Genomic DNA, 20,946 nt, shown 5'->3' with positions numbered 1-20,946 from the left:
CCTTTAATTTATTAGTTTTTTAAGTTGCGCGTTTGCTTTTAACCCAGAAGTATGAACCTGGGATTGAAGCTATCATAAGTAGTAGTCCGTAAAGAATACTCATAGCTAAGACTTTAGTCTCATCTGCTCCGATAAGCATAAATATACCAACCATTGCACCTTCGCGTATTCCCCATCCAGCCAGTGATATAGGCACAATTGTAAGTAAAAATACTGGTGGAATAGCTATAAGAAAAATCTGAAATGACATATGAAAATCAATACTAAGAGCTAAAGCATAAATAGCTAATATAGTTAATAGATGTACGCCAACAGAGATAGCAATATGTTTGTAAAGAAGAGTTCTGTCTGCATATAGACTGTTTAACCTTCTAGCCAATCTATGAAAAAGATCCAAACCTTTGTATTTTGCTAAAAATTTAATCTTCTCAAGGTGAAAAAGAAGAGTGAATCCGATGATACCGCCAAGAGTGATTAATATGATAAGGAGAGAAAAATCTTTGTCAAATGTTCCAAAGAAAATGATTGTAGCAAGGAGGTTTAAAACTAAAAGACCGACAAGCCCTACAACCCTATCCACAAAGACTCCATAAAAAGCATCTTTTTTATCATAACCTTTTTGGGTAAGGTCTATAATACGAACAGCATCTCCACCAATACTGCTTGGCAAGACTTGGTTAAAAAAAGCGGCTTTAAAATAACTCTTCACATAATAAGAAACTGTTTCTTTAAAAACTAGAAGTTGCATAATAAGTCGCCATCTATATGCTGCTATATATGTACTTCCAAGTTGAAAGAGCAGGGCTATAAGTATTGTCCCACCGTGACTTTTGGCAAGTATTTCGATGAGATTTTTAAAATCTACATACTGAAATAGAAAATAAAACATAACAATAGTTATAATCAATTTAATTGTATTTTTCATCTCTTGCCATATTTTAAATTAGTGTGATTATATCTAAAATACTATTAATATTTTATTTGACATTGGAAACTCTGTATATATATAGAGTTTTTGTTTTTGTAATACCTTTTTTAACAGTGATACTATCAACAAGCTCTACATCATTATATAAAGCTTTTAACCTTTTAAGCTCAGGATCTCTAGTTAAGACTAAACCATTTTTCAAGTAATCTTTCTCTCTCCACATATCGTATTGTGAAAATCTATTTTTTGGAGCCACATCGGTATCAGGGTGACCTTTTAAGTAGTACTTTAAATATGCGGCCATAGTAAGGTGATCACCATAAAAACTATCACCCTCTTTAACATGGGTTTGCAGAAGTTGTACAGCTTCTTTGTTTCCATACATTCTATCTTGAACAATCTCTAGATAAAACAAAAATCCAAAGCGACCTATAATAGTTAAAATAATAGCAATTATGAGTCCGACTTTAAACAGTCTTACAAGCTTATAGTGCTCAAAGATATAAGCTGTTAATATTGCTCCTGATATGTATGCAGGAGCTGTGTAATTTAGCTCCATTCTGGTAAAAAAACTTTTGTAAAAGAAAAAGAGCAATATAGTAATTGTGCTAAGAGCTAGAAAAAAAAGTTTATCATTTTTGTAATAAAGTTTGTCTTTAACAAGAAAGTAAAATAAAACTCCTGTAAAAACAGGAGAGAATATTCCAAATTGTCCGCCAAAGAACTCAAAAAAGAGATGAGGATAAATCTCAAAGTTTTCAGTTGAACCATGATCTAGCTGAAATGTAAAACTAATCCAATCGTGCTGATAATTCCAAAAAAGCATGGGAGAAACAACAATTACAGATAGAAAAATAGCCAAATAAAAGTTTGTTTTAAAGAGAATGTCTCGTCTTTTTAGGAATATAAAAATTAGTAAAGTAAATACAAATAAAATAGCCGTGTATTTACTAAGCATCATAAGCCCAAGCAAGACTCCTGTAAGGGCATAATCAATAGTCTTTCCATAAAATATTGCTCTGTAAGAGTAATAAAGAGTAATTGAATAAAAAAGAATAAGAGGTGAATCCGGTGTTGTAATGATGTAGCCGGCATGAACTAAGATAATACTGGAAAAAATCAGTAGTGCATTTAGTGCAATTTTATCATCAAATATCTCAGAAGTAAGTTTAAAAATATATAGAGCTGAGATACTCATTGAAAAGACATTTACAAGTCTTACTCCCCACTCTGCTTGAGATATAAAGTTTGTAAGATAAATCATATATGCTATAAAAGGTGGATGATCATAGTAACCAGTTTGGAGATGATGACTCCACATCCAGTAGTAAGCTTCATCTCCGTGAAGTGGCAAGAAGGCATTGTATATAGCTGAAAAGATAGCTAGAGTGATTATGATAGAAAAAGCACTCTTTTTTGGTTGTTTGTGTAAAAGTTCTAGCATATGTGGTTTTCCTCTAATATTTGTGTAATTGTACAGTTTTAATATTCATAATTCAATGATTTTCTTCGTTTATGATAGCTGTATAATATTATTTGTGGTATTATAAGCTCAATATTTAGTCTTTAAGGTATTTGAATGGATTTAGGTACGGTTGTTGGTATAGTTCTGGTTTTAGCTCTTCTGATGGGTGCTATGTCAATGGGTGTTGGTGTCGGTGCATATATTGATATTCCATCTGTTTTGATTGTTGTTGGTGGTAGTATTGGTGCGTTGATGATATCTTTCAAACCATCTCAGATGAAAGGCTTTGTAAAAGTTTTTATGGTAGCTATTAAACCTACTGTAGAAGATGAAATTGGACTAATAAAAAAACTTGTTGATTTTGCTACAAAAGCTAGAAAAGATGGCATCTTAGCCCTTGAGGGTGAAGTTAATGCTGAACCTAATGAGTTCTTGAAAAAAGGACTTTCTATGGCGATTGACGGTAGTGAACCTGATACTATTCGTGAGCTTTTAGAGATAGAGATGGAACAAACAAGTGAACGTCATAAGCTAAATGGTTCTATGTTTAGTAACTGGGCGGCTCTAGCAGGTGCTATGGGTATGGTTGGTACACTCATTGGTCTTGTTGCAATGCTCTTAAATATGGCAGACCCATCTGCAATTGGTCCATCAATGGCAGTTGCTTTACTTACAACCATGTATGGTGCCATTATTGGTAATGTTGTTGGTACACCAATATCTATCATACTAGGTATTAGAAATGATGAAGAGACTTTGGTTAAAGAAATGATTTTGTCTGGAATTATGTCTATTCAATCAGGAGATGCACCTAGGGTATTAGAAGCAAAATTATTAGCTTACTTAGCTCCTAAAGATCGTGTAAGTCAATTTGATTAATGGATATAGGTAATGGCTAAGAAAAAATGTCCAGAATGTGAGAAATGTTTACCTGGCTGGTTAGCAGCTTTTGGGGACTTGATGTCCCTTTTACTTTGTTTTTTTGTTTTATTACTTTCGATGTCAAGTATGGATGCAAAGAAAATATCTGAAGCTATTGGTTCACTCTCGGGTGCAATGAGTGTTTTAGAGGGTGGTACAAAGACTGAGATCTCTAGACAGCGCATCCAAGAGTCTACTCCTATTGAGTCTAAGGATGAGACAAGTGAAGTAGTAAATAGAGTTGCCCAAGCTGCTATAGATGCAAACGAGATGATGGGAAAAGGCCATGGACCGGCTATTTCTGTTGAAGAAGCACAAGAAGGCTTTGTGATAGAACTTCCTGCTTCATTACTATTTAAATCCGGTAGTGCAACTATAGAGAATGAAGATGCTCTCCTTTTTCTTAAAAGAGTGGCTCTTATAGTAGAAGAGCTACCAAAAACAATGCAAGTTAGCGTTCAAGGTCATACAGACAATCAAGGACCTGGCAAAAGTAGTGTCTTTAAAGATAATTGGGAGCTCTCTTCAGCTAGAGCAATATCAGTTCTTCAAGAGTTGCTTCTTGATGGTGTAGATCCAAAAAGAATCAATGCTGCAGGGTTTGCAGAATATAAACCATTAGCTACAAATGTAACAAAGGCAGGACGAGAAAAAAATCGTAGAGTTGAGTTACATTTTTATGGTAGCAAGTCAGACCAAGAACAAAAAATTAAAAGTTCTATCTTAGATAAGGCCACGAGTAAATAATGCTACGATTTGCAATTTTGCTTTTAGCTTTTGTTTCTATTTTAGGAGCAGAAGTTGTAAACATACCGACTATGAACTTTGCTCTTTCAGCTCCTGATACTCCACAGCAACTAGTAAGTTCACTTAATGTTTTAGTTGCTCTAACTCTACTCTTTTTAGCTCCAAGTATGATACTTGTTATGACTACATTTACCCGTTTTGTCATAGTCTTTGGGTTTTTAAGACAAGCCCTTGGAACTCAACAAGTGCCGCCAACACAGCTTCTTGTTATGCTTGCAATGATTTTGACATTCTTTGTTATGGAACCAATAGGACAAGAGTCTTATGATAAGGGCATAAAACCTTATATAGAAGAAAAGATTGGCTATGAAGAGGCTTTTGATAGAACAGCTCTTCCTTTTAAAAACTTTATGATAAGAAATACAAGAGAGAAAGACTTAGCACTTTTTTTTAGAATAAGAAAGATGGAAAATCCAGCAACAGTTGCTGATGTTCCTCTATCTGTTATTATCCCTTCTTTTGTAATAAGTGAGTTAAAAACAGCCTTTGAGATAGGCTTTTTACTCTTTTTACCATTTTTAGTTATTGATATGGTTGTTGCATCTATACTTATGTCTATGGGTATGATGATGCTCCCTCCTGTAATGATTTCTCTGCCCTTTAAGATACTTGTTTTTGTATTGATTGATGGATGGAATCTACTCATCGGTAACCTCATAGCAACAATAAAGTAGGATAGATAATAAATGGATTGTAAATATTTTGGAGAGTGTGGTGCTTGTAGAATATATAAAGACGGCTATGAGGGACAACTTAGCGAAAAACTAGAGATAAATAGAGATAGATTTTTAAATTTTTACAAAAAAGATATCTCTGTTTTTAAATCATCAGATTCTCACTATCGTTCAAGAAGTGAGTTTAAGATATGGCATAAAGATGATGATATCTACTATGGTATGAATCATCTGCAGCACAAAGGTGTAGTCTTAGTTGATGATTGCCCTCAGGTAAATGAATTTATTCATGCTCTTATGCCAAAACTTCTGATATCTATTATAGATAAAGATATAGGATATAAGTTATTTGGTGCAGATTTTTTAAGCTCAAATAGTGGAGAGATAGTTGTTTCACTTATCTACCATAGAAAACTAGATGAGCAGTGGCAAGAAAAAGCTACTGAGATAGCAAAAGAGCTTGGCATCTACATTATAGGAAGAAGTCGTAAGCAAAAGCTTATAGTAGGGCAAGACTATATTACTGAAAGTTTAAACATTCAAAACGAAGTATATAGATTTAAATATATTGAAAACAGTTTTACTCAGCCAAATTCTAAAGTAAATGAGCAGATGATATCATGGGCTTTAAAGAGTATATCTGATTGTGACGGAGATTTGTTAGAGCTCTACTGTGGTGCTGGTAACTTTACTATACCTTTTGCAAAAAAGTTTAATAAAGTCTTAGCTACTGAAATCTCTAAACCATCTATAAATGCAGCAAAAGAAAACATGCTTTTAAATGATGTTCATAATATAGAGTTTGTACGCATGAGTGTTGAAGAGTTTGTTCAAGCACTTGATGGAAAAAGAGAGTTCCGTCGTATGAATGAGATAGATATAAATGCGTATAACATTAACACTATCTTTGTAGACCCTCCAAGAAGTGGAATGGATGAAGCATCATGCAGGTTCGCATCTAGATATGATAATATTTTATATATTTCATGTAACCCAGAGACTCTTGCAAGAGATTTAGATATTTTAGCTAAAACCCATGATATTATGGATATGGCGCTATTTGATCAGTTTCCATATACACATCATGTTGAAATGGGTGTTAAATTAATTAAAAGGTAACTCTATGAAAGCTCTTTTTATTACGCTCTTATTAGTCTCATTTTCTCAAGCAGATGAGATGAAAAGAATAGACTCAATAGTAGAAGACATAACAAAACTTCGTGTTCAGTATAAAGAGTGTCAAAACACTTTAAAGAGTAAAGAGACCCTTAGAGCAGATGTAGTAGAGCCTAATAAAAATTATTCTAAATCAGTTCAATATCAAAAGCAATTAAAAACTGAAATTGACTATCTTAATGACTTATCCAAAAAAAATAAAAAAATCATACAAAAATATAAAAAACTTTTAAAAATCAAAGAAAATAGTATATTGGCTTTGAAAAAGAGTATTAAAAACCAATCTAAGCAGACTCCAAAAAAGATAGATGATAATCCTTTTCCTAGATTGATGCCAAAAGAAAATGCAGATTTAAAAGAAAAAGTACTAATAACTAAAGCAAGTACTTATCGTTTAAAGTCTGATAGTAATATTTATGACTCTCCAAATGGAAAACGGATAAATATATGGACACAAAATACTTCATTTACATCAAATAAGAAAACAATAAACTGGGTTAAAATAACAGGCTTATTTGTAGATAAAAAATGGAAAAAAGCTAAAAAAGATATGTGGATAAAAAATTCTCAGATTATTAAGAGATAAGGATATATATATGAAAAAATTTATTGCTCTATTTACATCCATTTTAGTTGTAGGTATTTTATTTAGTGCTTGTGCTTTTAAAGCTACACACAAAAAAAAGATAACTTGTAGTAAAGAAAACATTAATAAGTGCAAACAAGAAGATAAACTCTCAGCAGTAAAAAATAATCCAGAACTAATCAGATATATTAACAAGCCAAATCAAGAAATTCAAATCTCAGCTGTTAGTCAAGATGCAAAACTAATAAGATTTATTAAAAAACCAAATAAGGAAGTTCAGATTACAGCTTTAAAGAGAGACCCGTCTGTGATAGAATTTATTAAAAACCCATCAAAAGAAGCTATGCGTTACTGATAAGCATTAAAAATATTTTTCATCTTATTTACAAAGTTACTCTTCTCATCTGGAAGAAGTAGCTCTCTGGTTTTTTTTCTACGGACAAGTCTTAGCTGTAGATGTTCTCTAAGAGCTTGAAGCTTTTTTGGGTGAATTAAAAGCTCATCATCTTTCATATCAACTCTCCTTTTTATTTAAATAGTTCATTAATTCTTTTACCGCATCTTCACTTTTTATGCGAAATTTAATCTCTATTCTTCTAGAAGCATCTTTATCTTCTTTATTATGTTTGCCTAAAATTGGCTCAGAAAACGATCTTCCACTTGCACTAAGATACCTTTTGAAAAGTTTTCTGTTCTTTGGATACTGCTTATATAAAAAGCGCATTACAGTAAGCGCCCTTTGTTGAGAAAGATCTAAGTTGTAAAGATATGTTCCGTCTGAGTTTGTATGACCTTCTATAGTAATTATATCAATATAACGACGCATTTTAGAATCGTTTAGCAGCACATCTATATATTTACCTAGGATACGACTAAGTTCTTTCTTAGCACTTGGTTTTAACTCTGCTTTGCCTTGAGGAAAAAGTATGTTTGATGAAAAACGTAGAGAACCTGTTTTTGGATCAATTGCAATTGAATTTCCAAGTTTTTTCTTCAATCTTTGAACAACTGAAATCTTAATACCTGTTAAATTTTTGATTTTTATCTTAGTTATATTTAGATCTTCTACAACTCTCTGGTAGTCTCTTGATTTTAGTAAAAGAGCTTTTTCTAGTTGTGCTATCTCTTCATCTCTTATTTTTATAAAACTGCTGTCTAACTCATGTCTTGCATCTGCATTTTTTACAAAGGTCTGTAGCTGTGATATCTCAGCCTTTGTCCCATCTAACTCTTTATTAATGATATCAATCTTATATCTGAGCATATTTGCTTCTTCTTCGCTCTCAAGCAGCAACTCTTTTAGCAGTAACATCTCTTTTTCACTAAGTGTTAGTTTAGAAGCTTTTTTCTCTACATCTAGATTTAGGATAGAGATTTCATCTTTTAAGTCATCTGTTTGTGTTTTTAGCATACTTATCTGCATACTAAGTCTCATATTTTCTTCTCTTGAAGCTTGAAGTTTTTTAACTAGTTCACGCAGTTTCTTCTTTTTTTGAAATAGCTCAGATTCACTCATCTCTAAAGCACTTTTTTCTTTTTCAAGGTTTAGACGAATAGTTTGTAAATCACTCTGCATAAGAAGTGTTTTAACAACGATGGCACCAACTACAAGTATGAAAACAAATAGTAGTCCAGCCATTAAGTCGGCATAAGATATCCAGAAGTTTTGACTCTCATTTTTGTCTTGTTTTAACATTGGGTATTAGCTGCCATCTGATTTAAGTTGAGATATTTGTGAAACGATTGTTGCAGTCTCAGAATCAATTAGTTTCAGTGTATTTTGCAGTTTATTTAAAAACTTATCATCAAATTGGTTTATTTTATCATCAAAAGATACACCAATCTGATCTATCTCTTTTTTCATTGATTCTATATTGTTTATTACTCCACTATATAAGTTTTGTACATTTTGTACATTTATATTTGAGAGTGCGTCATTTAGTTTTACGCTATTTTCACTTAGAACTTCAGCTATCATAACAGCACGAGAAAACTCAGAAGAAAGAGCGTTATGTGCTTTATCAAGAGAGTTATGTTGAGCTTCTACACTTAGGGCAAAGTTTTCAAACTTATCAATTGTTGTTTGAAATATAGATGTTAAATCTTTTTGCTGGTTTGCAATTGTTTCTAGTCTAATCGCCCCATCTTCTAAAAGTTGTGCAACTTTTCCAGTGGCTTTTTGCTCATGTTCTATTATTTGTTCAAAAATATGCATTCTTTGAGCTAGTGTTTTGTTTAGGTTTTCTACGAAGGCTCCAGATGCAAAGGTGTCAAATACACTGTTTAGCTTTTCAAAGTTTTCCATACTTTTTCTAAAGTATGTTTGTTCAACTTCCTCTTTTTGCCAAAAGTAATCAAGAGTTGCTTCTTTTATGATGTTTGCATCTTTTTGAAAACGACTCATCCCGCTTTTTTCAAAAAATATCCACCAGATAGATAAAAAAATACCATAAATAGATACATAAAAAGCTGTTCCAACACCGCCAAGCAGTTTTGAAATTTCTTCTTCAAGAACTTGAGAAGTTTGTGAAGAAAAATCAGGCATAGAAATGGCGATACTGATGAATGTCCCTAAGATACCGAGAGTAGGAAAAATTCCGGCTGCAATTGATGAGAAGTTTTCATTTCTCATCTTCTTTGCTTCTTCGTGTAAAAAGTCATCTAGTGGAGCATTTGCTTTTTCTATACCTGTAATAGATAGCAGATTTTTATTTATATATTTTAAAAGATTAGCATTTACTTCATCAGAATTTCTTCTCAGTTTACAAGCTGCATAATAAGCATTGTGTCTCATAAAAAAAATATAAATAACAAATATTGAACCAATCATTAAGACGCTATGTATCTCAACATGAAAGTTAATTATTTTTAAATATCCTGCAATTGCAAATAAAAAGAGGAAAATTGGTACAGAGAGTAGCCATAAGAGTCTAAGAGAGCAGCCTCGTCCTTTTCTTAAGACAATAGATAAGTTTGTAAACTGTTTTTGCGATGGCATATAGTTATTCCTAATTATAGTATGTAGTTTTATATTGGTGTTATTATAGCACTCTTAGCGGAATACTCTATCGCAATCTTTTTGTATGGCTCCTGGAATTGTGGCAATCATCATAAATTCAGACATAGAAAGCATCGGGTACATAACTGCTATGTAGTACTTAGGTGCTAGTATTTTTGCTGTGTTATTTTCAATTAAAATAGGATAAGGTAGTAATCCACTGTTTTGATAGCCTATTTTTTTTACAAACTTACTTGTTCTATTGGAGAGTTTAACACCGATGATTACAGAACCATTATCTAGATGATGTTCATAAACTATTTTTTTTGATTTTCTAGCTTTTGCTAAAAGAGTTTTATTATCACCAATAGCAATTTTTGTCATATCTTGATAATAAGGCATATTTTCCATAAAGCGATATCTTTTTAATCTAGAAAATTTAACTATATCTTTTGAGTTTTGCAAGTCACTAAAAATCGAGTGCAACTTGTCTAGAGTCTCTTTTGCAATCTTTTCATTATGATCATCTTGCATAAATGCTTCCATAACATATAGTGGATTAGCAATACTGATTCGAGAGTTTTGTTTATCCATTAGTATTCTAAGAGAACCTGCAAAACCTCTCATATCTTTTGAAGCTAATTTTGTAATATCATCATTTGTGAAGACAATCGATGTTAGTTCTCCTTTTTTGTCCACTTTATATTCAGATAATATTTTAAAGTTTGCTTCTGTAAGTTTTTTAATTAGTTCCTCTTTTGAAACTAGGAGAGTTTGAAGATATGCTGAGATAATAGTATTATTTATTTCTCCAACTTTTACATCTTTTAAAATTTTATTACTCTCTTTTTTATTATAGTTTGGTGGTATTCTTTTGCTCGAACCAATAGCACTTCTTTTCTTTGGAACTTCCATGGTAGGATTGTTTTTGTACTCCGTACCATCATTTGTTATAATATTTACATTGGGAACTTTTGCAAGTACTTCAGGTGTTTCAGGTATTTTTACATTTATTGTCTTTGTTTGATTAGCACTTAGGATAGTTAAGTTTAGGCATATGAGTGTAGATGCAAGTATTATTTTTGTTGAGTTTATGTTCAAATTGTAAGCCTTATTATAAATTTATTTGTGAAATAAAAACAAAATTTTGCTTTACAAATAAATATATTTTTTCAAATACAAGAGAGATTTCATTCTCTCCTGCTGTAAAAGCTACTATTTTTTAGAAGCTTTATATTTTTGGTAGTCTGAGTACTCTTTGTCAGTTAAAGAGTGAGTAGCATCACTAGCATTTTCTGTAGCACTTACAGATGATCTTCTTGCATCATTAGATACAGTTTTTGTTGAATCATTTGCATTGTCGGTTGCACTCACAGATGATCTTCTTGCATCGTTAGATACAGTTTTTGTTGAGTCATTGAAGTTGTTTGACGTAGTCTTCGTTGAATCATTGGCATTGTTAGAGATAGTCTTCGTTGAATCATTGAAGTTATTTGAAGTAGTCTTAGTAGAATCATTCAAATTGTTAGAAGTAGTCTCAGTTGAACTCTTAAGGTCACTAGATACACTTTTTGTAGAATCATTCAAGTTATTTGAAGTAGTCTTAGTAGAATCATTCAAATTGTTAGAAGTAGTCTCAGTTGAACTCTTAAGGTCACTAGAAATACTCTTAGTCGAGTCATTTAGATTATTAGAAGTAGTTTTAGTAGCGTCATTCATATCATGAGAAACTGCTACAGTAGAGTCTTTGAAATCTTTTGTTGCCATAGTAGAGCTATCTTTGAAGTCACGACTTGTATTAGAGATACTGTCTTTTGAATCTTCAGCAAGTTCAATTGTACTGTCACGTACATCACGACTTACACTTGTTGTAGAAACTTCACCACTTTTAACGGTAGCAATTTCACTTGTTTTAAGGTCATCAGAAGCTTTAACAGCTGTATCGCGAGCATCATGTCCTAAACTAGTAACAGTTCTTTCCCCACTCTTACTTACTTCAACCCCTCCATCTTTCATAGAGTCTGCTGTATCACGAGCATCATGACTCATCGTTGTTGTAGCTTCTTTCATATCCTTAAACATGTCCCCAAAACTAAAATCCCCAGCCGAAATCGTTGTTGTTAATAAACCTAAAACGATACTGCTCATTACAATTGTTTTTTTCATGTACACTCCTTAAATTATACTATTTATCTTAACTATATCTTCATATTACTATCACAGTTATGTGATAAACAGTGTGTTACATCACAACTATAACCCTTAAAAGCTAAAGTGTAACTTAAATTCACATATAATTATTTTTTATATTTTTGATTTTTTTTATATTAAAAACCCTTATAGCCCCCTATAATACTTGCTTATAAAAAGTTGTGATATTATTTATGTTAAATAATTATGAAGTCGTTTTAGTCTCCTTGATTGTGATGTTGCAAAAGGTTTTTTTGTGACAAACTTGTGACAAAATCACTTTATTAAAATTTTATAAAAAATGTTACATAAATAAATATTTTAGTTATACTCTTCTTAGATAAAGAAATTATTCTATTATAAAGGTTGGTTGATGAAAAAAATATCTATAGTAGTATTATTATTAGGTACGGCACTTTTTGCTGGTTCGTATACAAAAGCAGATCGCATTAAAGATATGCAAACGATGGCAGAAGCAATGGCAACTATGGGGACAGGTTTTTTCTATAACAATAATGATATAGTCCAAAATGGTGCACTAGCACTCTCAGATGCGATAAGAAGAATTCAACCACCTCTTGAAGAAAAAGAAGAAAAAGATCCAATGGCAAGATATATGAATAATAAAGTTATATTTAGTAATAAGATAGTTAAAAATATTGATAAAAAAGCAAAGACGATTATAGAAAGATTTGCTGTTGGGGATGTTCAAGCTTCAACTCAAGCTTATACAAAGATAATGAAGCAGTGTATGAAATGCCATCATGAAATTCGTCAGTGGTAAGAAGTTGAGATTTATATATTGAAAAAGGTTAGTTTAACAATTTTAATTTTTCTAATATCAGAAGTGTTAGCTTTCGATTTGCCGATAACAGGCACGGTTGTTTCTTACAACCAAAAAATGGTTGGTGCAAGATACATGGGATATATAAAGCACATATATTTTGATATTGGTGATAGAGTTGAGAGAGAGGACACCTTATTTGAAATGGAATCAGCAGAGTTTGATATCTTAAAGTCTCAGGCAGATTTAGCACTTGAACAAGCAAACTCCATAGTAAATATGTATCAAACGCGTATTAATACTATTAACAGAGAAAAGAAACTACTAAAAAAACAAGGAATGTTTAATTCACAAGATATGCAAAATCTTGATATTACTGCAGATAATGTACAAGCTGGACTTGCATCTGCTCAGGTTCTTGTAAAGAATGCTGCTTCAAAAATCAAGCAAGTAGCAACTGTAACGGGCTATTTAGAAATTAAAGCACCAAATAGTGGGATTATTGTTGAGAAAAGAATTAGAGTTGGAGATTTAGTTGCTCCAGGAATGCTTGGTATGATTATAGTAGATTTAGATCACTTACAGATAGAGGCTGAAGTTGCTGAGTCAGATTTGAAGTATGTGAATAAATTTCAAAAGGTTAAGATTGATATTCCTTCTATTAGCTATATAGACACAGGTTATATAAAATCAATAGTCCCAAGTGCAAACCCTATGGCGCATACGTTTAAAATCATTATTAACTTTGAGAAAAAGAGTGATAAGATTTTTCCAGGAATGTATGCGAAAATTTTAATTAATATAGATGAAAAATACTATACAAGAGACTAATAAATATGTCTGATGAGTATAAAAGTAAAAATATAGCCGGATATTTGGCTGAAGTCTTTTTAAATAATCCTTTGACAATGATATTTGCTATTTCTATTATTCTTCTAGGATATATAACATTAAATATCGCTCCAAGAGAAGAGGACCCTCAGATAGAAGTAAGCGGTGGATCTATTATAGTTATGATACCTGGTGCATCCCCAGAAGCGATTACAAATGTTGTAATAAAACCACTTGAGAGAAGAATCCGCGAGATTAAGGGTGTTGAACATATCTATGGCACGGCTATGAATAATGTAGGAATGGTAAATGTACAATATTTAATCGGTGAGAATAGAGAAGACTCTAATCTAAAACTATATGATAAAGTCATGCAAAATATGGATACACTACCTAGGGGAATAGGTATGCCATTGGTCAAACCTTTTGACATAGATATTGATATTCCTGTTGTGACAGTCGCTTTTTATCAAAAGAACTCAACTAAGCCAAGCACGCTTAAGCAGTATCACCTCGTAAGAGAAATTCAACAAGAGATTAATGCTATTGATAATGTGTCAAAGAGTACATTAAAGGGAGTTCATTCTCCACAGTTTAATATAAAGGTTGATCTGGATAAATTGTCTAGTTACCATCTTTCCCTTGGTCAAATAGCAGCATCTGTAAAAGCAATAGCAAACAATGCTCCAAATATTAATGCGCCAACAAGTAAGGATTCTATCATCGTTTTTGGTGTTAAGAATGCTATTGAGGATATTGATGATTTAAACAATCTTATTATTGCTCAATATATGGGTTCTCCTATATACTTAAAACACGTTGCAAAGATTGAATACGGATATGATATACAACACTTTCAAAACTCTCAAGTAGCTTCAAGAGATAATAATTCTACATTTGATGACCCAATACAACAAGTTACTTTAACTGTATCAAAAATAAAAGGGACAAATGCTGTGCATGTAGCAGAGGATGTTCTTGAACTACTAGAAGATAAAAGTGAACATTTTGAAGAAGCTGGCATCGGTTATATAGTTACAAGAAATTATGGGGTTCGTGCTAATGAAGCCGTTAGTGAGCTAATGCACCATCTTATTATTACTATTGGTATTATCGGTTTAATTCTTATCCCATTTTTAGGATGGAGAGAGTCTGCAGTTGTCTCTATTGCCGTTCCAATGATTCTTGCAACTACTCTTTTTATTGCCTATATGACAGACCAAACTGTTAATAGGATTACTCTGTTTGCATTTCTACTTAGTCTTGGTCTGATTGTTGATGATGCGATTATTGTTATTGAAAATATTCACAGACGTATGCACTTAAAAGAGACGCAGAATCATAGCTTTGATAGAATTATAGTTGAAGCTACTGATGAAATAGGTCCATCTACGAATATTGCGACTATTGCGATTATATTAACGATGGTACCTATGGCATTTGTTGGAGGTATGATGGGTCAGTTTATGAAACCAATACCGCTAAATGTACCTGTTGCTCTAGCTGTTTCACTATTTGTAGCATATGTATTTACACCTTTTTTAGCGAAAAAAATGATTAAACGCGTCAAAGGTACGCATTAGTATGGAAGAGCTGATTTATGGAATTTTAAATTCTAAAAAAAAGAAAAGAAAAGTAATTCTTTACATAGTTTTGGCTTTTGTTCTATCTGTTATGATGATTCCTACTAAAATTGTTTTAGCTAAAATGCTCCCAGGTAAAAGTGCAAATACTTTTAGTATCTATGTAGACACCGCAACAAATAGTTCTTTAGAGCAGACGAGTAAGGTTACAGGTTGTGTTCTTAGTTATTTAAAGCAAGAGGTAGAGGTAAATGATGTTGAAGTCTACTTAGCTCAAGGTGCTCCACTGGATTATGCAGGATTAGTTAAGGGCAGTGCACTAAAAAGAATGAAAAATCAGGCTGAAATAGTTGTAAATCTAAGTGATAAACACTCTCGTGATGAAGCTTCTTATAAAATGGTTCATCGTATTCGTCCTATTATTCAAAAGCGTTGTGAACCATTAGTAAATGCTACTACTATAAAGTTTGTAGAGATGCCCTCTGGTCCTCCTACTTTTGCGACAATTGTTATTAATCTTTTTGGTAAAGACAGTATGTTGATGCGTGAAACTGCTGAACGTATTTCTAAGGTTTTAGCAAATACCGAGGGACTTGTTGATATAGATGTTATGCAAGATGATATCTACCCGTACTTTGAGATAACTCCAGATAAAGAAAAAGTAATCAGAAGTGGACTAAGTGTTGAACAGGTAAATAATATACTTTATATAGCATTTGAGGGGATGGTTGTTGCTGTGAAAAATTCTAAAATACAGCAAGATCAAATTCCTATTTTTGTTCGACTAAATGATGAAAGTCGCTCGATTAAACCAAATAATAAAGATGGCATTTACTTCAAACTATCACGCTTAAAACTAATTAATCCTATGGGTATGATGATACCTATTAAAGAAGTTGTACATGTAAAAGAGATTCCGTCAAATCCTACAATCTTTAGAAAAAACTTGCAAAATTTTGTCAGTATTACTGCTGAGTGTGATATGGTATCTCAAGTCTACCCATTAATGGAAGCAAGAGATAAATTGATAGAGACTCTCTCTAGGGATTTTGAGGTTAGTAAAGTAAATGGCATGTCAACATATATGTTTGACTTAAATCTTGTAGAGAAAAGAACTGGGAAAAAGATGCTACTTCGTTGGGATGGCGAGATGAAAGTATCCCTAGATACTTTTAGAGATTTAGGAGGAGCATTTATAGCAGCCCTAGTATTGATGTTTTTACTGATGGTAATGTATTATAAGTCTTTTGCTTTAAGCGGAATTATTTTACTTGCAAGTTTTCTCTCTATTATAGGTGTTATAGTAGGGCACTTTATTACAGATATGATATCTCTGTTTTTTGCAGATATAAACTTTTTTTTAACAGCCACCTCTCTAATTGGATTTATCTCACTGATGGGTATTAGTGCTAGAAGTTCTCTTCTTTTAATTGACTTTTCAAAAGCATTGATAGAAAAAGGTGTTGAAAAAAGAAGAGCTATTTCTATCTCTACTTCAACACGTGCCAAGCCTATCCTTATGACAGCTGTAGCCATTATTCTTGGTAGTTTACTCCTCTCAACTGACCCTATTTTTGGTGGCTTAGGCATTGCTCTTATCTTTGGATCAATCGCTTCGACAGTAGTATCTCTCTTTTTAGTTCCGGTACTAATAGATAATACTGTAGCTATTTGTCCTGAGGGGAGAGATCATAAACCTCAAGAGTGTGAGGGTGGAATAGAAGAACATGTTGATCCTGAAAAAATCGGATTATAGTTAATTCAAATTAAAAAAAAAAGGGAAGAAAATGAAAAAACAAATTAGTCTTGCTCTAGTAGCAATTTTAGCAACAGTATCTCTAAGTGCAGAGGTTAAAAAAACTTTATATCCAAATGGAAAAGTTAAGTTTGAAAGAAACTATGAAAATAAAAAACTAAACGGAACAGCGAGAGCTTTTTATGATAATGGTCGTCTCAAAACAAAAACAAACTTTAAAAATGGTACAGTTCATGGAATAACATATGGATACTATAAAAATGGTGTTTTAAAAGCTGAGATACCTATGTATAACGGGAAAATAGATGGTACTCAAAAAGAATACTATGATAATTCTCAATTAAAATCTGTAAGTAATTATAGAATGAATAAGCTTGTTGGTTCAAAAAAAGTTTACTATTCAAATGGTAATATGAAAGCAAAACTAAGTTTTGATGACAATGGAAAGTTCTATGGCACTCAAAAAGAGTATTATGCAAACGGAAATATGAAATATAAAGTTACAATGGAAGATGGTCGTGCTAAAAAAGGGCGTATTTATGAGAGTGACGGAAGCGATAGAAAGATGAATGATGAAGATTTTGCTAAACTAGGATTTTAAATCTTATAAAGTAATTCCATAAGCTCATGTAATGATAAGCATAGTCATAGTATTATTACAATTAGCTGGAAAAAGTTTAAAAATAGTTGTTTTATTTAAGCAATTTTCTAGAATAAGTACTTTATAGCAGGAGGTTCATTATGTGTATTCCGCATGGTGCCACGGGCAAAAAAGATAATGGCTACATAGAGCTAAAACCGAAAAAACATATAAAAAGAGTGTCGCAGACTATTTTTGAAAACGGCGACCCTAATTTTGTTGATGAAAGAAAAAGCGTGCATATAAAAGAAAAAAAATCGTTTCTCAGTTCGCTATTTGATGGTTAAAGGCAACCTACTTAAAACTACATTTGGACATGACAGTTTTCGCCAATCACAAGAAGAAGCAGTGGATGCTATTTTAAACTCAAGAGATTTAATCACTATTCTACCAACTGGTGGTGGTAAATCTTTGTGTTACCAATTGCCGTCTTTGATGATGGATGGCGTAACAGTTGTTGTTTCCCCTTTAATTGCTCTTATGCAAGATCAAGTATATGCCCTTCAAAACAATGATATAAAAGCTGAAATGATTAACTCATCACAAGATTTTAATGATGTTCAAGAGATTATTTCCAGACTTCTTCAAGGTGAAATCAAACTACTTTACATCGCACCAGAAAGGCTTAGTGCTAATGGTTTCATTGAACTTTTACAAAGAGTTAAAATAAATTTTTTTGTTATTGATGAAGCTCACTGTGTAAGCGAGTGGGGACATGAGTTTAGAGCCGACTATCGAAATCTCTCAAAGTTAAAGCAAATCTTTCCTGATGTTTGTATAGCAGCTTTTACAGCAACTGCAACACACAGAGTTCAAGACGATATAGTTAAAACATTAAATCTATCAAACCCTTTACAGCTTCGCGGTAAAACACTTAGAGATAACCTTACAATCTCTGCTCAGCCAAGATCAGGCAATGGTCGAACTCAACTTATAAACTTTCTTGCCAAACATAACGGGAAATGCGGTATTGTTTATGCATTTAGTAAAAAAGATGTTGAGGCAGTTGCCGGATTTTTAAAAACAAAAGGTTTTAAAGTAGGTGCATATCATGCAGGCTTTTCAAGTGAAATAAGAAATAAAGTATATAAAAATTTTATATATGAAGAGATAGATATAGTTGTTGCAACTATTGCTTTTGGTATGGGCATCGATAAGAGTAATATTCGTTTTGTAGTTCATATGAGTATGCCAAAGACTATGGAGAATTATTATCAAGAGATTGGTCGTGCAGGAAGAGATGGTTTAGAAGCACAAACTCTTCTATTATACACAAAATCAGATGATGTTAAGATGAGAAGTTTTATAGATGATATAGAAAATTTAGAGTATAAAGAATTACTATATAATAAGCTTCGTAAGATGTATGGCTTTTCAAACTCCAGTGAGTGTAGACATAAGTTAATAGCTAAGTATTTTGATGATGAGATAGATGACTGTGCTGATATTTGTGATAACTGTAGACGTGGTGAAGTTGAAAAAATAGATATAACACTTGAATCACAAAAGCTTCTTTCTTGCATCTATAGATGTGAGCAAAAGTTTGGAATGGTTCATATTATAGATGTTTTAAGAGGCTCACGTGGACAAAAAGTATTACAGTTTAATCATGATAAACTCTCTGTTTATTCGATTGGAAAAGATACTTCGAAAGAGGTCTGGAATGCTATAGCTGATAGACTTTTTGAGTTAGACGCTATAGAAATAGGTGAGTTTAGAGCGATAAAACTTAAAAAATTTGGGATAGGAATTTTACAGAAAAAAGTTGCTGTTGAGATTGATAAGCATAAAATGGATGTAAAAGGAAGAAGTTCTAAAAAAGAAGAATTGACTCCTGTTGAAGATGTTATATTTGATAAGTTTAAGGCTCTTAGATTTGATATAGCTTCAAAAAACGAGATACCTGCTTATATAGTTTTTTCAGATAAAACACTTTTGGAGTTTGCACAAAAATTACCACAGACAAAAACTGATATGTTGGATGTAAATGGTGTGGGAGAAGTTAAATATAAAAGATATGGAGAAGAGTTTTTAGCTCTTTGCCAAGAACTAAGTTAATATTTTGAGTATTTCAAACTTATCTTAGTAATTATTAATATAAGTTAAGTCCACTTGAAAAATGATATAATAACAAAAATTTCAATACAGCAGAGTATACTTTGAAAAAAATTTTAATTATTAGTGATGGTACAGCCGGAGAACATTTTATACAAAGGGTTATTGAGACCTACACTAGTGAAAATATTTACTATGTAGTTCAAATCAAAGCTAAAGAGTATGAAGATATAAATCCGGCACGTTTTAAGTTTTATGAGTTTGACCCAACAAGTTTTTACAAGCTTTCTAATCTGTTGAAAATGGAGTTTGTTCAGGTAATTGTTGCCATGGACAATCAACTTGATGTTGAAAATACTATAAAGAATATTAAACTTGTAAAAAAGCAGCTCCGTGTAATTGTTTTAAACAAGTGGGATATGGAAAATGAAGATCCAAATGTTGTTTTAGTTAATTCAAATGAACTTTTAGCATCTAGACTCTTAGACTACCTTCCAAATGTTCCTGTTATAGCTCAAAATGTAGGAATAGGTGAGGGTGAGATAATGGAAGTTTTAGTTCCATTTGGAAGTTCCTTCGTTTATAGACATATAGGTGTAATTGAGCAAAAAAATTGGCGTATTGTTGCTATATATAGAAATAGAAAACTGTTAATGCCATCTCGTAGAAGAATGATACAACCAAATGACTTGCTTGTTTTAGTTGGTGAACCAGCAGTTCTAAAATCAGTTTATCGTGCGATTAAAAGAGAGCTAGGGCAATTTCCGGAACCTTTTGGGTCAAATATTTTTCTATATGTTGATATGAATACTGTTAATCTAGTAACAATTGAAGAGCTTATCAGAAGAGCAGTTTTTGCTCATAAAAAATTCAAACATGATCTTATTATTAAAGTGGTAAATCCTAGCAATATAGATATTCTTCAGTATATAAAAGAGTTTAGAGATGATAATATAGTAGTGGATATAGAATATAAATCTATAGACTTAAGAGCGACCTTTTATAATGATATAAAAGTTTATCATATAGGACTTGTTATAGTCTCTGCTGAGATGTTCGCAGATTATTACACAAGAAAAACTCTATATGAATCACATGTTCCTGTATTGAAACTCTCAGATAGATCTTTTTCAAATGTTAAAGATGCCGCTATCATACTTAATGATAATCGTGACTTGGAGAAGATATCAGCTACGATATTTGATATCTCTGAGCAGATGGGATTTAATTTAGAAATATACAATTATATGAATGAACATCAGGAAGAAAAAGAGCAGGTTATTGAGCATTATTATAATCTTGCAACGATTTTTTCCAAGAGTATTAAGGTTATAAAAGAAAATCAAAATCCTATTAGAACACTTAGACAAAAAGATAACTTTGTACATATTTTACCATTTACATATAAGCTTACAAATAGGCGCATCTATTCACTTTTATCAACTGATAGCGAAAAACTTTATTATAAACTAGATGATTATCATCAAATTTTTATACCTGTTCAGCTCTAAAGTTGTGATTTAGCTTTATTTTACCCTTTTTTAAGTATTAT

General features: G+C 32.1%; 21 protein-coding genes. 14 read left to right on the top strand and 7 right to left on the bottom strand.

The annotated features are described in order from the left end of the window. Positions 1–19: 19 nt before the first annotated feature. Positions 20–925, bottom strand: coding sequence for a lysylphosphatidylglycerol synthase transmembrane domain-containing protein (locus ACLHDE_RS07795; RefSeq protein ID WP_415395862.1), 906 nt, complete (start codon positions 923–925; stop codon positions 20–22). Between the two features lie 52 nt (positions 926–977). Then, entirely contained in the window at positions 978–2,372 is a 1,395-nt protein-coding gene (locus ACLHDE_RS07790; RefSeq protein ID WP_415395861.1) for an ArnT family glycosyltransferase, read from the bottom strand. 135 nt (positions 2,373–2,507) lie between these two features. Here ACLHDE_RS07790 and ACLHDE_RS07785 point away from each other — a divergent pair, with 135 nt between their 5' ends. From ACLHDE_RS07785 to ACLHDE_RS07760, 6 genes are read left to right on the top strand one after another with little or no spacing between them, the layout of a single operon-like run. Further along, positions 2,508–3,272 carry a motility protein A gene (locus ACLHDE_RS07785; RefSeq protein WP_415395860.1) on the top strand — a complete coding sequence of 255 codons (765 nt, stop codon included), beginning with the start codon at positions 2,508–2,510 and terminating at the stop codon, positions 3,270–3,272. A 12-nt stretch (positions 3,273–3,284) separates the two neighbouring features. Then, complete coding sequence (locus tag ACLHDE_RS07780) at positions 3,285–4,061, top strand: flagellar motor protein MotB (RefSeq protein WP_415395859.1); 777 nt, start codon at positions 3,285–3,287, stop codon at positions 4,059–4,061. Continuing rightward, the gene (gene fliP / locus ACLHDE_RS07775) at positions 4,061–4,795 is read left to right on the top strand and encodes a flagellar type III secretion system pore protein FliP (RefSeq protein WP_415395858.1); all 735 of its coding nucleotides are present in this window, start codon (positions 4,061–4,063) and stop codon (positions 4,793–4,795) included. Before ACLHDE_RS07780 ends, fliP begins: the two co-directional genes overlap by 1 nt. 12 nt (positions 4,796–4,807) lie before the next feature. Next, positions 4,808–5,914, top strand: coding sequence for a tRNA (uridine(54)-C5)-methyltransferase TrmA (trmA, locus tag ACLHDE_RS07770; protein WP_415395857.1), 1,107 nt, complete (start codon positions 4,808–4,810; stop codon positions 5,912–5,914). Positions 5,915–5,918: 4 nt separating this feature from the next. Then, positions 5,919–6,557 (top strand): hypothetical protein, encoded by a 639-nt coding sequence (locus ACLHDE_RS07765; RefSeq protein ID WP_415395856.1) that lies wholly within the window; start codon positions 5,919–5,921, stop codon positions 6,555–6,557. A 10-nt stretch (positions 6,558–6,567) separates the two neighbouring features. Next, the gene (locus ACLHDE_RS07760) at positions 6,568–6,912 is read left to right on the top strand and encodes a hypothetical protein (RefSeq protein ID WP_415395855.1); all 345 of its coding nucleotides are present in this window, start codon (positions 6,568–6,570) and stop codon (positions 6,910–6,912) included. Here ACLHDE_RS07760 and ACLHDE_RS07755 read toward each other — a convergent pair. From ACLHDE_RS07755 to ACLHDE_RS07735, 5 genes are all read right to left on the bottom strand, one after another. After that, positions 6,906–7,070, bottom strand: a complete 165-nt coding sequence (locus ACLHDE_RS07755) for a hypothetical protein (protein ID WP_415395854.1) — start codon at positions 7,068–7,070, stop codon at positions 6,906–6,908. The two genes, ACLHDE_RS07760 and ACLHDE_RS07755, sit on opposite strands and share 7 nt — an antisense overlap. Position 7,071: 1 nt before the next feature. Beyond that, the gene (locus ACLHDE_RS07750) at positions 7,072–8,253 is read right to left on the bottom strand and encodes an OmpA family protein (protein ID WP_415395853.1); all 1,182 of its coding nucleotides are present in this window, start codon (positions 8,251–8,253) and stop codon (positions 7,072–7,074) included. Between the two features lie 6 nt (positions 8,254–8,259). Then, on the bottom strand, positions 8,260–9,555 hold the full coding sequence (locus tag ACLHDE_RS07745; protein ID WP_415395852.1) for a MotA/TolQ/ExbB proton channel family protein: 1,296 nt from the start codon (positions 9,553–9,555) through the stop codon (positions 8,260–8,262). Between the two features lie 54 nt (positions 9,556–9,609). Continuing rightward, the gene (locus ACLHDE_RS07740) at positions 9,610–10,656 is read right to left on the bottom strand and encodes a hypothetical protein (RefSeq protein ID WP_415395851.1); all 1,047 of its coding nucleotides are present in this window, start codon (positions 10,654–10,656) and stop codon (positions 9,610–9,612) included. Between the two features lie 114 nt (positions 10,657–10,770). Continuing rightward, on the bottom strand, positions 10,771–11,721 hold the full coding sequence (locus ACLHDE_RS07735; RefSeq protein WP_415395850.1) for a hypothetical protein: 951 nt from the start codon (positions 11,719–11,721) through the stop codon (positions 10,771–10,773). A 397-nt stretch (positions 11,722–12,118) separates the two neighbouring features. Here ACLHDE_RS07735 and ACLHDE_RS07730 point away from each other — a divergent pair, with 397 nt between their 5' ends. The 8 genes from ACLHDE_RS07730 (at position 12,119) to ACLHDE_RS07695 (ending at position 20,905) form a co-directional block, all read left to right on the top strand. Beyond that, positions 12,119–12,529: a cytochrome C gene (locus ACLHDE_RS07730; protein WP_415395849.1), complete on the top strand. Its 411-nt coding sequence runs from the start codon at positions 12,119–12,121 to the stop codon at positions 12,527–12,529. Between the two features lie 78 nt (positions 12,530–12,607). Beyond that, positions 12,608–13,360, top strand: a complete 753-nt coding sequence (locus tag ACLHDE_RS07725) for an efflux RND transporter periplasmic adaptor subunit (RefSeq protein ID WP_415395848.1) — start codon at positions 12,608–12,610, stop codon at positions 13,358–13,360. A 5-nt stretch (positions 13,361–13,365) separates the two neighbouring features. Beyond that, on the top strand, positions 13,366–14,943 hold the full coding sequence (locus ACLHDE_RS07720; RefSeq protein ID WP_415395847.1) for an efflux RND transporter permease subunit: 1,578 nt from the start codon (positions 13,366–13,368) through the stop codon (positions 14,941–14,943). Between the two features lies 1 nt (position 14,944). After that, the gene (locus ACLHDE_RS07715) at positions 14,945–16,699 is read left to right on the top strand and encodes an efflux RND transporter permease subunit (RefSeq protein ID WP_415395846.1); all 1,755 of its coding nucleotides are present in this window, start codon (positions 14,945–14,947) and stop codon (positions 16,697–16,699) included. A gap of 31 nt (positions 16,700–16,730) precedes the next feature. Continuing rightward, positions 16,731–17,300 (top strand): toxin-antitoxin system YwqK family antitoxin, encoded by a 570-nt coding sequence (locus tag ACLHDE_RS07710; protein WP_415395845.1) that lies wholly within the window; start codon positions 16,731–16,733, stop codon positions 17,298–17,300. Between the two features lie 140 nt (positions 17,301–17,440). Beyond that, positions 17,441–17,626: a hypothetical protein gene (locus ACLHDE_RS07705; protein WP_415395844.1), complete on the top strand. Its 186-nt coding sequence runs from the start codon at positions 17,441–17,443 to the stop codon at positions 17,624–17,626. Beyond that, positions 17,619–19,397, top strand: coding sequence for a DNA helicase RecQ (gene recQ, locus ACLHDE_RS07700; RefSeq protein ID WP_415395843.1), 1,779 nt, complete (start codon positions 17,619–17,621; stop codon positions 19,395–19,397). Before ACLHDE_RS07705 ends, recQ begins: the two co-directional genes overlap by 8 nt. Before the next feature lie 101 nt (positions 19,398–19,498). After that, on the top strand, positions 19,499–20,905 hold the full coding sequence (locus ACLHDE_RS07695) for a COG3400 family protein (RefSeq protein WP_415395842.1): 1,407 nt from the start codon (positions 19,499–19,501) through the stop codon (positions 20,903–20,905). Positions 20,906–20,946: the final 41 nt, after the last annotated feature.

It is taken from the genome of Sulfurimonas iocasae (genome assembly GCF_047716755.1).
Classification (GTDB): Bacteria; Campylobacterota; Campylobacteria; order Campylobacterales; family Sulfurimonadaceae; genus Sulfurimonas.
The sequence above is the reverse complement of the archived record's forward strand: the minus strand, read 5'-3'. Positions and strand labels throughout refer to the sequence as shown.

Excerpts from the sequence above, each read along its gene's own strand:
- ACLHDE_RS07745 (WP_415395852.1), bottom strand. The coding sequence starts at position 9,555 with ATGCCATCGCAAAAACAGTTTACAAACTTATCTATTGTCTTAAGAAAA.
- ACLHDE_RS07715 (WP_415395846.1), top strand. The coding sequence starts at position 14,945 with ATGGAAGAGCTGATTTATGGAATTTTAAATTCTAAAAAAAAGAAAAGA.
- ACLHDE_RS07735 (WP_415395850.1), bottom strand. The coding sequence starts at position 11,721 with ATGAAAAAAACAATTGTAATGAGCAGTATCGTTTTAGGTTTATTAACA.
- trmA (WP_415395857.1), top strand. The coding sequence starts at position 4,808 with ATGGATTGTAAATATTTTGGAGAGTGTGGTGCTTGTAGAATATATAAA.
- ACLHDE_RS07765 (WP_415395856.1), top strand. The coding sequence starts at position 5,919 with ATGAAAGCTCTTTTTATTACGCTCTTATTAGTCTCATTTTCTCAAGCA.
- ACLHDE_RS07720 (WP_415395847.1), top strand. The coding sequence starts at position 13,366 with ATGTCTGATGAGTATAAAAGTAAAAATATAGCCGGATATTTGGCTGAA.
- fliP (WP_415395858.1), top strand. The coding sequence starts at position 4,061 with ATGCTACGATTTGCAATTTTGCTTTTAGCTTTTGTTTCTATTTTAGGA.
- ACLHDE_RS07760 (WP_415395855.1), top strand. The coding sequence starts at position 6,568 with ATGAAAAAATTTATTGCTCTATTTACATCCATTTTAGTTGTAGGTATT.
- ACLHDE_RS07795 (WP_415395862.1), bottom strand. The coding sequence starts at position 925 with ATGAAAAATACAATTAAATTGATTATAACTATTGTTATGTTTTATTTT.
- ACLHDE_RS07755 (WP_415395854.1), bottom strand. The coding sequence starts at position 7,070 with ATGAAAGATGATGAGCTTTTAATTCACCCAAAAAAGCTTCAAGCTCTT.
- ACLHDE_RS07750 (WP_415395853.1), bottom strand. The coding sequence starts at position 8,253 with ATGTTAAAACAAGACAAAAATGAGAGTCAAAACTTCTGGATATCTTAT.
- ACLHDE_RS07730 (WP_415395849.1), top strand. The coding sequence starts at position 12,119 with ATGAAAAAAATATCTATAGTAGTATTATTATTAGGTACGGCACTTTTT.
- ACLHDE_RS07780 (WP_415395859.1), top strand. The coding sequence starts at position 3,285 with ATGGCTAAGAAAAAATGTCCAGAATGTGAGAAATGTTTACCTGGCTGG.
- ACLHDE_RS07790 (WP_415395861.1), bottom strand. The coding sequence starts at position 2,372 with ATGCTAGAACTTTTACACAAACAACCAAAAAAGAGTGCTTTTTCTATC.
- ACLHDE_RS07705 (WP_415395844.1), top strand. The coding sequence starts at position 17,441 with ATGTGTATTCCGCATGGTGCCACGGGCAAAAAAGATAATGGCTACATA.
- ACLHDE_RS07710 (WP_415395845.1), top strand. The coding sequence starts at position 16,731 with ATGAAAAAACAAATTAGTCTTGCTCTAGTAGCAATTTTAGCAACAGTA.
- recQ (WP_415395843.1), top strand. The coding sequence starts at position 17,619 with ATGGTTAAAGGCAACCTACTTAAAACTACATTTGGACATGACAGTTTT.
- ACLHDE_RS07785 (WP_415395860.1), top strand. The coding sequence starts at position 2,508 with ATGGATTTAGGTACGGTTGTTGGTATAGTTCTGGTTTTAGCTCTTCTG.